The organism is Allochromatium palmeri, from assembly GCF_009720725.1.
GTDB classification, from domain to species: domain Bacteria; phylum Pseudomonadota; class Gammaproteobacteria; order Chromatiales; family Chromatiaceae; genus Thermochromatium; species Thermochromatium palmeri.
In genome coordinates, this window is the sequence record NZ_WNKT01000005.1 from 61235 (window position 1) to 73749 (window position 12515).

Below are 12515 nucleotides of genomic sequence, written 5' to 3' on the forward strand. Positions count from 1 at the left end.
ATGCGCGATACAGCTCTACGACCGTTCATCGTCACCGTTGTACTACTCGTGCTCGCCGGCTGTGCCAGCCATGGCGAACTCGACGATGAGGCGATTGCCCGTATCCCGGATGCCGTGCCCAAGATCGAGCCGCTGGCCAAATCCGGCAATCCCAAATCCTATGTGGTCTTCGGCCAGCGCTATTACACCAAGAAGTCGGCGCGCGGCCATATCGAGCGCGGCCGCGCCTCCTGGTATGGTCGTCCGTTCCACGGGCGTCAGACCAGCTCGGGTGAGGTCTATGACATGTACGCCATGAGCGCCGCGCACAAGACGCTGCCGCTGCCGACCTATGCACGGGTCACCAATATCGAGAACGGTCGTAGCGTCGTGGTGCGCATCAACGATCGCGGTCCCTTTCACGAGGATCGCGTCATCGATCTGTCCTATACCGCGGCCGTCAAGCTTGGAATGAAGCGCCAGGGTACGGCCAGGGTCGAGGTGCGGGCGATCGAACCCAAGCGTCGTTTCTGGGGATTGCTGCCCACCCTGTCCGATCACTCCGGGCACAATGCCGCCCGCCGCGCGACCCAGGCTTCGGCTTCGCTACAAAACTGAAACACTGTGCCATTTTTGCGATTTGAGGGGTAAAATGCACCACAATATCTCTCCCGCTACCCCCGAGTTTCCGGACCATCCATGAAATCAGCCATCAAGCGCGTGCTCCCGTGGTTTCTGCTGCTGCTCCCGCTCGGCCTGCCCGTCAGCGCGCAAACGACGACGCCTGCGCCACCCGAACTGGATGCCAAAGGCTATCTGCTAGTCGACTTCCATACGGGCAAGACCCTGGCCGAACTCAATGCCGACGAGCGACTGGAGCCGGCAAGCCTGACCAAGATCATGACCGCCTATGTGGTGTTTCGTGAACTGGCCTCAGAGCGCATCAAGCTCACCGATCAGGTGCTCGTCAGCGAGAAGGCCTGGCGCACCGGCGGCTCGAAAATGTTCATCGAGGTCGGCAAGCAGGTCAGTCTGGAGGATCTGCTCAAGGGCATGATCATCCAGTCGGGCAATGATGCCAGCGTGGCTCTGGCCGAGTATGTCTCGGGCAATGTCGAGTCTTTTGCCAATCTCATGAATGCCCATGCCAAGCGGCTCGGCATGACCAACAGCCATTTCACCAACCCCAATGGCCTGCCTGATCCCGAGCTCTATACTACGGCGCGCGACATGGCGCGGGTCGCCGAGGCCCTGATCCGCGAGTTTCCCGAATACTACACCTGGTACTCCAACCTGGAGTTCACCTACAACGGCATCACTCAAAAAAATCGCAATCCACTGCTCAAGCGCGATCCCTCGGCCGATGGCATCAAGACCGGCTACACCAAAGCCGCCGGCTATTGTCTGGTCGGCTCGGCCAAGCGCGACGACATGCGCCTGATCTCGGTCGTCATGGGGTCATCGACACCCAGGGCGCGCGCCGAAGCCAGTCTGGCGCTGCTCAACTATGGTTTCCGTTCCTACGAGAGCCACATGCTCTATCCCGCCGGACAGCCGATCGAGATGCTGCGCGTCTGGCATGGCGAACAGGAGACACTGCCGGCCGGTCCGGAGCGTGACGTGGTCGCCACCATTCCGCGCGGCCAGTACGACAAACTCAGTGCGCGGCTGGAGAAGACCTCGGATCTGAATGCACCCATCGCCCAGGGTCAGCAACTCGGCGACGTGGTGGTCTCGATGGGCGACGAGGAGGTCACGCGCGTTCCACTGGTTGCGCTCCAGGATCTGCCCAAGGGCGGTCTCTGGCGTCAGACCAAGGACAGCGTGTTGCGGATGTTCTAACCGGCGAACGCGCATGACTGAACTCTATCTCAACGGCGCCTTCGTGCCGCCCGAGTCCGCGCACATCCCGGTCATGGACCGGGGCTTTCTCTTCGGCGATGGCGTCTATGAAGTCATCCCGAGCTATGGCGGATATTTCCTGGGCCTGGAGCCGCACCTCGATCGGCTGGAGGCGAGCCTCACAGCCATGCGTCTGGACAATCCGCTCACGCGCGATGAATGGCGCGCGGTGCTACAGCGGCTGATCGGCGAACCGCCGGCGCCGGATCAGTCTGTCTATCTCCAGGTGACGCGCGGCGTGGCGCCCGAGCGCGATCATCTCTGTCCCGAGGGCGTGCGACCGACCGTGCTGGCTTTTGCCAAGCCGATCAAGCCGCGTGCCGCCGCCATCGCCGAGCAGGGCGTCGCCTGCATCACCCGCCCCGACATCCGCTGGCTGCGCGGCGAGATCAAATCGATCTCGCTGGCCGCCGCCGTCCTGATGCGCCGCGAGGCCGCCGATGAAGACGCGCTGGAGACCATCATGCACCGCGATGGCTGGGTGACCGAGGGCGCGGTCTCCAACGTGTTCGTCGTCGCCGCTGAGGCACTCATGACGCCACCCAAGAGCCAGCTGCTGCTCTCAGGCATCACGCGCGAGCTGGCGTTGATCCTGGCACGCGAGCACGGGCTGGACTTCGTGGAGCAGCCGGTCGCGCTCGACACCCTGCGTGCCGCCGATGAAATCTGGCTCAGCAGTTCGACGCGCGAGGTGCTGCCGGTGACGCAGCTCGACGGCGCGCCGGTGGGCGATGGGCATCCGGGGCCGCTCTGGCAGCGGATGAATGCGATCTATCAGGACTACAAGGCGCGTGTGCGCGAAGGCCATGTCTGAACACCCGGAGACCCTGCTGACCTTTCCCTGCCGCTTCCCGATCAAGGTCATGGGACCGGCCGGACGCGGGCTGGAGTCGGTCGTGGTCGAGATCGTCAGCCGTCATGTCGCGGATGTCGACGAGACGGCGGTCTCGGTACGCGAGAGCCGGGGCGGCAAATGGATCGCCGTCACCCTGACCATCGAGGCCCAGAGCAAGCCGCAGCTCGACGCCATCTATCAGGAACTCAGCGCCCACGAGCTGGTCGCCTGGGCGCTGTGAGCGCGTCGCCTCCCCCGCTGCGCCTCACACATCTGGACGGACTCCAGGACTATACAGCGACCTGGGCGGCGATGCGCACCTTCACCGACGCGCGTGAGGCCTCCACGCCCGATGAGCTCTGGCTGCTCGAACATCCGCCGGTCTTCACGCTCGGTCAGGCCGGGCGTCCCGAACATCTGCTTGCCCCCGGCACCATTCCGGTGATCCAGACCGATCGCGGCGGCCAGGTTACCTATCACGGCCCCGGTCAGCTCATCGCCTATCTCCTGCTCGATCTGCGTCGCGCCGGCATCGGGGTCAAACGCCTGGTTGAGCGGCTGGAACAGTCGGTCATCGACCTGCTGGCCGAACAGGGCGTCGAGGCCGAGCGGCGCGCCGACGCGCCCGGCGTCTATGTCGCCGGGGCCAAGATCGCCTCGCTCGGTCTGCGCGTGCGCAACGGGTGCAGCTATCACGGTCTGGCGCTCAATGTCGACATGGACCTGGAGCCGTTCAGCCGTATCAATCCCTGTGGCTATGCCGGGCTGGCCGTCACCCAGCTCGTCGATCACGTCCCTGGAATCAGGCTCGCCGAGACGCGCCAGGCGCTGGCTGGAATCCTGACGAAGCACCTGAGCCGGCAGGCGTGAGAGTGACTCAGCAGCACTCGTCTTCGATCTGGTCGAGCAGATCCAGGCCGGCGCGATGTCCGTGGTGCTCGAACAGCTCGCGGATGTAGTTGACCTGACTGCCGACGAAGAACAGCTCGTCCTGTCCCATCCGCGCGATCTCGACGAGCTTGCGCTCAAAGTAGGACGTCCAGGATGAAGACGGCCCATCCTGGGGCGCTTCGGTGCAGTCGCGGATACAGTGCAGGACACGCTGAGCCTGCTCATCGCACTCGATGCCCTCGAAACTGATATAGCGATCGGTCTTCTCGGCGGCCTGGGACACGGTTTTCGACACCTCGTTGTCTTGATTGCGACAAGACGGCACCGGATCCGAGCGTTGGTCCGGCGGTCTAGGTCATTGATGTGTGGTTCGTTGCGCGGATTGGCCGCAACGGATCACGCTGGGTAGCGACGTTGCAAATACAAAAAGCGTGCCATCAATGACTCAGACCACCGGCAACCGCGATCAGGGCACCCGCGCTACCGGCCGCATCTCTTTGTCGCAGACGCCACCGACGCTCACCGAGCGCTTCGAACCCGACCCTTTGCAGGTCTCACCGCGATCAGCGATCCGGCAATGGATTTCAACCGGGTCACCGGCGCTCAGCCAACTCGGCACCTTGCGATAGCGCCCGGTTCCAGCCGAACGGCAGCCGCCCGGGATGCCATAGGCGGGACAGGAGCCAGGCCGCTTCAGCGAGACCTTGCGCGCATCGACCAGGAAGCCCGGATAGGTGTCGCGAATCTTGATGACATCCCGATCCGGTTCCTGGGTGACCAGAAATTGCTTGAAGGCATAGCCGGAACCGGACTTGCTCCCGACCTCGATGCGGGTGTTGGCGATGAGCGCGAAGTCGCGGCCATTGCGCGCCACGGCACCGCTCATGTATTCGACCCGGTCGTGGTTGGGGAAGCACTGGCCCATGGCCGGGGCGTGATAGTAATGGCGTGTGGTGGTGAGATCGCTGAGACGGTTGTCGGGAAAGACCGCGCGCAGACCTGCATCACCGCCATAGAGAATCTGCTCGGCGTCCGGCACGGTCTGGGCATACATGGCCTGGAGCTTGGCGTAGTTGTCACGATCGGCCAGATCCGGGCGCAGATAGCAGGCGGTCAGGCCCGAGATCTGAGTGAGATACTCGTCCCAGATGTTGTACTGCGCCGGTGCCGAGGATACGCCCTGGAAGTCGCCGGGAAAGGTGCAGCCCTGTCCGCGCTGGCACTGACCCACGGCGCGGTTGCGGATCGAGAGCACCACGATATTGCGCTCGCAGGCGCCATAGGCGTTGCAGCCACGTCCCAGATGGCCCTCGTAGAGCGCGGTGCGCAGTGCGTAGTCGAGATGTTTAGCGCGCGCCAGCGTGGTCGGCGAGCCGAGATCCGAGCGTCGCGCGCTGAAGTCGTTCCAGGCGCGCTCCAGGGACTGGCGGCGGCGCGTCAGACGCGCATTGACCGCGGCGCACTCGCTGGAGTCGTGGAAGGCGCGCACGATGCGGTCGAGCTCGCTGGTGCCGCCCGCCGAGCCGCTGCGCCGGCCCGAGCGCGGTGGATCGAAAAAGGGCGCTTTCTCCAGCGCATAGAGTTCACGCACGTTGATGACGTTGCGCACGCTCGCCGGGCAGTGATGATTGCGTACCTGGAGTTCCTTGCGCTCGGCCACAGCGCGCTTGAAGACCTCGGTCGAGGCCTGGGTCGCCGAGCGCGGATCGACCACCACCTCGAAACCGACATAGGGCGTGCCCGAACCGTCGGTCAGCGGCTCGCCGTTGCGGATCACCAGACAGGGGATGACCGAGGTGCCCTGCACCAGCGTCCCGGCACGCCCGGCAGCGGTGCCGGCGCGGGCGAAGCGGTCGGCATCGTAATAGGGAACCTCCATTGGACCGTTGAACTTGTAGACCGTCATCACGGGCGTGGCCGGAATCGCGGCCAGGAGATCGAACGAGACGAGAAGCGCGAGCGCGCCGAACCAGATACGCATGAGACTGAACCTTCCTCGATGATGGGTGGACGAGTACGCGCTAGGCTAGGCCAAGCCGGATCGCGAATCCACTCCCATCGGCGCTCAACGTGCACAGCCCCGCGTGTAGAATGACGCTTCGATAGGCCGTAATGCCGGCTCGGATCCAGACTGGCTGTGAGGACCATATCACCATGTCAAACCTGCTCAAGCTGTTGGCCGGCTCGCTGCTGATCGTCGCGCACGGTCTCGCCATGGCCGACGAGGATCGTCTCCAGCGTATCCTCGCGACCCAGACGCTGCGGGTCTGTATCTGGCCGGATTACTACGGCATCTCGTTTCGCAATCCCAAGACGCTCCAGCTCTCGGGAATCGACATCGATCTGGCGCGCGAACTGGCCCGTGAACTCGGAGTCGAGGTCACCTTCGTCGACAGCGCCTTTGCCACGCTGATCGACGACGTGCTGAGCGACCGCTGCGACATCGCCATGTTCGCCATCGGCATCACCCCGAAACGCCGGCACTCTCTGCGCTTCACACAGCCGCATCTGGCCAGCGATATCTATGCCATCACCACCCGCGCCAATCGGCGCATCCGCGACTGGTCGGACATCGATCAGCCCGGCACCGTCGTCGCCGTGGCCAAGGGCACGTTGCACGAGCCGATCATGCGCGAGAAGCTCCAGCACGCCGAGCTGCGTGTGCTCGACACGTCCCATGCCCGCGAGCAGGAAGTCCAGTCGGGACGGGCCGATGTCTTCATGACTGACTATCCGTACAGCCGGCGCATGCTCAACAATCACGACTGGGCGCGTCTCATCTCGCCACGCGAGCGCTATCACGTCACCCCCTATGGCTGGGCGATGGCGCCGGGGAACGACGCCTTCCACGCGCGGGTCGAGCGTTTCATCCGCGCCGTCAAGACCGATGGCCGACTCCTGGACGCGGCCCGGCGTCACGGACTCGAACCCATCGTCGTGCACTAGACGACAGCACTCAGACCTCAATGCAGCACAGCGACTCACAGCGACGCGGCCTCCTCCTGGCCGCTCTGATCCTTTTGGCAAGCGGTTGGCTGGCGGCCTTCGGCATCACGCTCTGGCGTCTGCACGACAAGGCCGTACAGGATGGTTTCGCAGCGGCACGGATGCATGCGCGCCATTTCGAGGACTACCTGACCAAGACGCTCCAGGTCATCGACTTGAGCGTCGGCAACCTGCCGCCGGATCAGGATCTCCAGGACAGCCAGGCACTCACGGCCCATCTGACCGGATTGCTCCGTCCCTCGCCCTTTCTGCGTTCGCTGTCGATCCTGACCCTGGATGGACAGGTGATCGCCAGCTCGGACGCGCGCAATCTTGGTCTCAGGATCGATCTGGACGGCTTCTACCCGGAGGCCGGTCTGGGCGGCACAGCGCCACGCATCGGGCGTCCCTGGGTGGGACGGGATCTGGCGAGCGCGACCCCGAGCACGGGCGAGCCACCGCCGCCGCGCGCTTCGAGCTTCGTCCCGGTCATGCATGGCTTCACGCTCGACGGTGAGCGCTACTGGTGGCTGGCCGCGCTCAATCCGGACGACTTCATCGATCATTTCAGTCAATTGCTGCCGATCGAGGAGGGTCGCGTCCAGCTCCTGCGCTACGATGGCCTGCTGCTGCTCTCATCCAGTTCCGACGACATCCCTGGACGCCGCGATCAGGCGGGTAAGGTTCCCGCGTGGCTGGAGCGACAGGAGCTTGGTGAACTTACGCAGACACTGGTGGCGGCCCGCCGCGTCCTGACGGCCTATCGCGCCTCCAGCCGCTACCCGGTCGTGATCGCCGTCCATCTCGATCAGCGCCATATCCAGGGGCGATGGCTCGACGAAGTGCTCAGGCTGTCGATGATCGTCGTCCCAATCCTCGCCGCGCTCTCGGTCGCCATCCTCCTGCTGTGGTTGCGACGCCGCCGTCTCGAACAGCAACGCGCTGAACTGGAACGCCAGCGCCGGATGACCTCCAGCGTCTTCGAAGCCAGCAGCGACGCCATCATACTGACCACGCCCTCAGGGGAGATCCTGTCGACCAATCCGGCCTTCGAACGCATGACGGGTTACAGCCGTGCGGAGGCCCGGGGCCGCAATCCGCGTTTTCTGTCTTCCGGGCGGCATGGCCAGATCTTCTATCGCGAACTCTGGGACGCGGTCGTCACCCAGGGGCACTGGCGCGGCGAGATCGTCAACCGGCGTCAGGACGGCGAACTCTACACCGCGCTCCTGACCATCGATGCCGTGCGTGACGAGCACGGCGAGATCCAGCACTATGTCGGCGTCACCTCGGACATCACCGAGCGCAAGCGTCACGAGGCCGAACTGCTGGCCGCCAAGGAGCGCGCCGAAAGTGCCGCGCGCGCCAAGACGACCTTCCTCTCGACCATGAGTCATGAGCTGCGCACGCCCATGCACGGCATTCTGGGCATGACCCAACTGCTGCTGGAGTCCGATCTAAGCGAGCGCCAGCGCCGTCAGCTCGAGACCGTCAAGCGCTCGGCCGATGCCTTGCTCGCCATCCTGGCCGATATCCTGGACTACACGCGCATGGATGCTGAAGATATCCCGCTGCAAACGAGCCCCGTCGATCCGCTCCAGGTCGTGCGTGAGGTCGTGGCGTTGCTCAGGTCTCAGGCCGACAAAAAGGGTCTGCGGCTCGATCTGGAGTCCGAGGCGACGGCATTCGATCCGGTCCTCATCGATGCGCCGCACTTGCGCCAGCTTCTGACCAAGCTCACAGCCAACGCCATTAAGTTCACCCATGAGGGCGAGATCATCCTGTCGGTCCGGATCGAGCCTGAATCAACGGACGCACGGACACTGGTGATCGTGGTTGCGGATACGGGCATCGGCATTCCCGACGCGCTGCATGAACGCATCTTCGAGCCTTTCATCCAGGCCGATGGCTCGGATACGCGGCGCTATGGCGGCACCGGGCTGGGTCTGGCCATCGCGCGCCGTCTGGCCGAAGCCATGGGCGGGACGCTGACGGTGGAGAGTGCGCCCGATCAAGTCAGTCGTTTCACGCTGCGGATTCCGGTGCAGCCGCTCGCGAATCGTCTCGATCCGTCCTCTGAATCCCTGCCAGGCTGATTGATATGCCATCGTTCATCATGCGCTCGACCCGTCTGAACCGCTCGCTCTGGATCGGCTTCGGCGTCTTCGCCGTGCTGATCTGGGCGTTTCCGAACCTGGACCTGGCCGTCTCCAGGCTGTTTTTCACGCCTGGGGCCGGATTCACGCTCAAAGGTGAACCCTGGGAGCGCGCGCTCTATGAGTCGGTGCCGGTGCTGATGGTAGGGGTGAATCTGGCCCTGATCGCGCTCTGGTGGTTCAACCGGCGCACGGGGCGGCGCTGGCTGAACTTCGACGGACGCAAGCTGGCGTTCCTGCTCTGTCTGCTGCTCCTGATGCCGGGTCTGATCGTCAACCTGGGTCTCAAGGAGCATTGGGGACGGGCACGGCCGGTGACAGTGATTGAGTTCGGCGGCGACAAGACTTTCACGCCGGCCTTCGTGCTATCGGATCAGGAGGGCGGTTCATTCAGCTCGGGACATGCCGCCGCCGCCGCCTATGTGGTGGCGGCGGCGGCGATCCTGGCCGGGCGCGGCTCGCTCTGGGTGTGGCTGGCGCTGGTGTATGCGCTGGCGGTCGGACTGGCGCGCCTCGTTTCGGGCGGGCACTTTCTCAGCGACGTACTGACATCGCTGTTTCTGATGTGGATCGGCTATCGGCTGCTGAGCTGGGTGTTCTTTCCAGACACGCGAGCGACGCCGACCAGTGCTCGAACTCAGTCGAAGGACACATCCTCGTAGACAGCGTCCTGGTCGCAGGCGAACTCCAGGGATTCGAGCACGAGCGCCTCGTCTGGAGCCACGGGCCACAACAGCCAACCCTGGTCGCGACGACGGAAGACTTCGATCGAGCGGCGACGCGAATCGATCAGGACATATTCGCGCAGCGTCTCCAACTGACGGTAGTGGGCGAACTTGGCGCCGCGATCATAGGCTTCAGTCGACTCCGACAGGACTTCGATGATGAGGGTCGGCTCGCGCTTGAGCTGACGCTCGCTTGCGTCAGACGACGAGCAGGTGACGAAGACGTCGGGATAGAACACATTTTCGGCCGTCTGAGTCGCAACGTGCAACTTCATATCGGCCATATAGACCCGGCAGGGCGTGCCGCGCACATGGGAACGCAGCATCGCGAACACATTGCCAGAGATGGTGACATGCTCCTCGGTCGCACCGGCCATGGCAAAGACCTCGCCGGCGATGTATTCGTGCTTGACGTCGGCGATTTCCTCGCCAGCCAGATATTCTTCCAGACTCAGGCGCTGTAATTCGGCCAGGTTCGACATCATCGTCACTCCATCAATCGTGGTTGAATCCCGTCTAGGCTATCAGGATCGGCGTCGTTTGGCTGTCGCTGACCTCGACGTCGAGGCTCTCGGCATAGCGCGCCTTGATCTCCAGCACCTTGGGCAGAATCTCCAGGAAGGAGGGAATCAGCCGTGGATCGAAGTGCGAGCCAGCGCCATCGCGCAGCAGGGCGACGGCCTCCTCCACCGGCCAGGCTTTTTTGTAGGGACGCACCGAGGTCAGGGCGTCGAAGACGTCGGCAATGGCAACGATACGCCCCACGCGCGGGATGTCCTCGCCGACCAGGCCGTTGGGATAACCTGAGCCGTCCCATTTTTCGTGATGGGTCAGAGCAACGATACGCGCCATCTCCAGCAGATTCGAGTCACCCGCATCGCCGAGGATATCGGCGCCGATCTGGCTGTGGGTCTGCATGATGGTCCATTCCTCAGCGTCGAGCTTGCCGGGCTTCTGCAGGATGCGGTCAGGGATGCCGATCTTGCCGATGTCGTGCATGGGCGCCGCATTCAGCAACTGATCAGACTCCGACTCGCTCATGCCGATCGCCTCGCCGAGCAGACGCGAATAATGGCTCATGCGGATGACGTGCAGCCCGGTCTCGTTGTCCTTGTACTCGGCCGCCCGCCCGAGGCGCTGGATGATACGCAGGCGGGTCTCGTGCAACTGAGCCGTCTGCTTTTTGACACGGCGGTCGAGTTCTCGGTTCTGATCATAGAGCGCCAGATGGGTGTGCACGCGCGCCTGGACCACGGGTGGACTGATGGGCTTGGCGATGTAATCGACCGCGCCGAGATCCAGACCACGGATCTCATCCTCAATGCCGATCTTGGCGGTGATGAAGATCACTGGGATGTGACGGGTGGTGAAATCTTCCTTGAGCTGACGGCAGACCTCGAAGCCGTCCATGCCGGGCATCATGATGTCGAGCAGGATCATATCGGGCGGATCCCCCGAGCGCACGATCTGCAGGGCGCGTTCGCCACGGGTGGCAGCCTTGACGTTGTAGTCAGCCTTGAGCGTACTGACGAGCAGGTCGATATTGGCCGGTGCGTCGTCGACCACCAGGATCGTTTGTCTATGAGCCTCTATCATCTCAACCTCCATGATCTTGCTGCTCAACCGTTCAGGTCCGCCATCGAACGGTGGCGGCCCAAATGGACGTTGGCCTGAATTGGAGATTTAGCACAACAGCTGGATTCAGTCCTTTAACCAAGTCTCGTTTAGACAACAGGCCGCTCGGTGCGATGCGCCTCAACGCGATTGCGTCCGAGTTCCTTGGCGCGATAGAGCGCCTCGTCGGCGCGTCGGATCAGTGATTCGTGATCCAGATCCGAGGTACTGCCGGGTTCCTCAGCCACGCCGATGCTGATGGTCACGATGCCGCACGAGGAAGCCGGATGCCATATGCCAAGACCGGACACAGCCTCGCGAATCCGCTCGGCCACCCGGAGCGCGCCATCCAGGGTCGTGTTGGGCAAGACCACGACGAACTCCTCGCCGCCATAGCGGGCGCAGAAATCCGAGCCGCGTTGCAGGCTCTCGCGCAAGAGATCCGCCACCGCGCACAAACAGTGATCGCCGGCCTGATGACCAAAGGTGTCGTTGTAGCCTTTAAAGTTGTCGATGTCGCAGATCAGCAGCCCCAAGGGCACCTGCTCGCGCCGGCCGCGCCGCAGCTCGTGCACCAGATGTTCAATGAAGAAGCGCCGGTTGGGAATGCTGGTCAGGGCATCGAAGACGGCTTGACGGCGCAATCGCTCATACGCGCGCGCCAGCATCCAGCCCAGAACCAGGATGACCGCCGCGCCGGCCAGACCAACGAGTCCATGACTGATGACCAGACCCCGCCAGGGAATGGGCGCAAGCACCGGCAGGGTGATGCTGATGCCGCCGCGCACATCACCAAGCTCGTAGCCCTGCTCGGCATGACACTTGAGACAGGGCTTCTCCGCGATCAACGGCGCCATGTAGCGATAGCCTTGCTGATCTCCATGCTGGTAGGTCTCGGCCCATTCCTTGGCTCCTTGCTCGAAGGCCCGCAGTGCAGCGGCTTCCCAGGGATAGGCCAGATTCTGCGGACGAATGGGCTTGAGACTGGTGATGTGGAACTGTACGCCCGAGCGCTCGGCGGCCAGCTCGGACAGGGTGCGCGTCATATAGGCGGGATTGACCTTGGTCAGCGTCAGGGTGTCGGTGACCTGGATCTCGCGGCGCGGATCCTTGAGATAGGGGTTGGGCGGGGTCTGGGGTGTGGCCGGCACATAAACGCCCTCATGCCGGGCGTTCCAGCGACGCGTGATCAGCAGCAGATCGAAGAATGAACGCGCCGACTCACGGGCCAGCTCATCGCGATGACGTTCGGCCTGATGCAGATTCCAGCCGAGCGAAGCGGCGACGATCAGCAGCCAGAGCAGTACCACTGAGAACAGGTTGAAACGGGCGCGAACAGTGGCGTGAAAATGGCTGAACTGATTATAGGCGCTCGCCTTATCGGACGTGCCGGGCAGAGCCTCAAAGATGCGATTGGACATGCTCTGG

The 12515-nt window shown here is 63.5% G+C and carries 12 protein-coding genes and 2 pseudogenes; 9 read left to right on the forward strand and 5 right to left on the reverse strand.

Features of this window, described 5'->3' with window-relative positions:
- The 5 genes from GJ668_RS03980 (at position 1) to lipB (ending at position 3586) form a co-directional block, all read left to right on the forward strand.
- On the forward strand, positions 1-597 hold the full coding sequence (locus GJ668_RS03980; protein WP_425482471.1) for a septal ring lytic transglycosylase RlpA family protein: 597 nt from the start codon (positions 1-3) through the stop codon (positions 595-597).
- An 81-nt stretch (positions 598-678) separates the two neighbouring features.
- A complete protein-coding gene (locus GJ668_RS03985; protein WP_155448825.1) occupies positions 679-1821 on the forward strand; it encodes a D-alanyl-D-alanine carboxypeptidase family protein in 1143 nt (380 codons plus the stop codon).
- A gap of 13 nt (positions 1822-1834) precedes the next feature.
- A complete protein-coding gene (locus tag GJ668_RS03990) occupies positions 1835-2695 on the forward strand; it encodes a D-amino acid aminotransferase (protein WP_155448826.1) in 861 nt (286 codons plus the stop codon).
- Positions 2688-2957, forward strand: a complete 270-nt coding sequence (locus GJ668_RS03995) for a YbeD family protein (RefSeq protein ID WP_155448827.1) — start codon at positions 2688-2690, stop codon at positions 2955-2957. Before GJ668_RS03990 ends, GJ668_RS03995 begins: the two co-directional genes overlap by 8 nt.
- Entirely contained in the window at positions 2954-3586 is a 633-nt protein-coding gene (gene lipB, locus GJ668_RS04000) for a lipoyl(octanoyl) transferase LipB (RefSeq protein WP_343032173.1), read from the forward strand. The genes GJ668_RS03995 and lipB overlap by 4 nt, the downstream gene beginning before the upstream one ends.
- 7 nt (positions 3587-3593) lie before the next feature.
- Here the strand turns inward: lipB and cowN are convergent, their stop codons facing one another.
- Both cowN and GJ668_RS04010 read right to left on the reverse strand, forming a co-directional pair.
- Positions 3594-3890, reverse strand: a complete 297-nt coding sequence (cowN, locus tag GJ668_RS04005; RefSeq protein WP_186342875.1) for a N(2)-fixation sustaining protein CowN — start codon at positions 3888-3890, stop codon at positions 3594-3596.
- Positions 3891-4073: 183 nt separating this feature from the next.
- On the reverse strand, positions 4074-5588 hold the full coding sequence (locus GJ668_RS04010) for a hypothetical protein (protein WP_155448829.1): 1515 nt from the start codon (positions 5586-5588) through the stop codon (positions 4074-4076).
- Between the two features lie 173 nt (positions 5589-5761).
- On the opposite strand from GJ668_RS04010, the gene GJ668_RS04015 reads away from it, so the two are divergent.
- The 4 genes and pseudogenes from GJ668_RS04015 (at position 5762) to GJ668_RS04025 (ending at position 9410) form a co-directional block, all read left to right on the forward strand.
- Positions 5762-6553, forward strand: a complete 792-nt coding sequence (locus GJ668_RS04015) for an ABC transporter substrate-binding protein (protein ID WP_155448830.1) — start codon at positions 5762-5764, stop codon at positions 6551-6553.
- 1004 nt (positions 6554-7557) lie between these two features.
- Positions 7558-8142: pseudogene (locus tag GJ668_RS21195) on the forward strand (PAS domain-containing protein); the annotation flags it as partial.
- Positions 8143-8307: 165 nt separating this feature from the next.
- A pseudogene (locus GJ668_RS21200) lies at positions 8308-8688 on the forward strand (ATP-binding protein); the annotation flags it as partial.
- A 5-nt stretch (positions 8689-8693) separates the two neighbouring features.
- Positions 8694-9410, forward strand: coding sequence for a phosphatase PAP2 family protein (locus GJ668_RS04025; protein WP_155448832.1), 717 nt, complete (start codon positions 8694-8696; stop codon positions 9408-9410).
- Here GJ668_RS04025 and GJ668_RS04030 read toward each other — a convergent pair.
- The 3 genes from GJ668_RS04030 to GJ668_RS04040 form a co-directional block, all read right to left on the reverse strand.
- On the reverse strand, positions 9386-9958 hold the full coding sequence (locus GJ668_RS04030) for a Uma2 family endonuclease (protein WP_246194619.1): 573 nt from the start codon (positions 9956-9958) through the stop codon (positions 9386-9388). The genes GJ668_RS04025 and GJ668_RS04030 overlap by 25 nt on opposite strands.
- Positions 9959-9989: 31 nt before the next feature.
- A complete protein-coding gene (locus GJ668_RS04035; protein ID WP_222930751.1) occupies positions 9990-11069 on the reverse strand; it encodes a response regulator in 1080 nt (359 codons plus the stop codon).
- A 128-nt stretch (positions 11070-11197) separates the two neighbouring features.
- Positions 11198-12508, reverse strand: coding sequence for a diguanylate cyclase (locus GJ668_RS04040; RefSeq protein WP_155448834.1), 1311 nt, complete (start codon positions 12506-12508; stop codon positions 11198-11200).
- Positions 12509-12515: the final 7 nt, after the last annotated feature.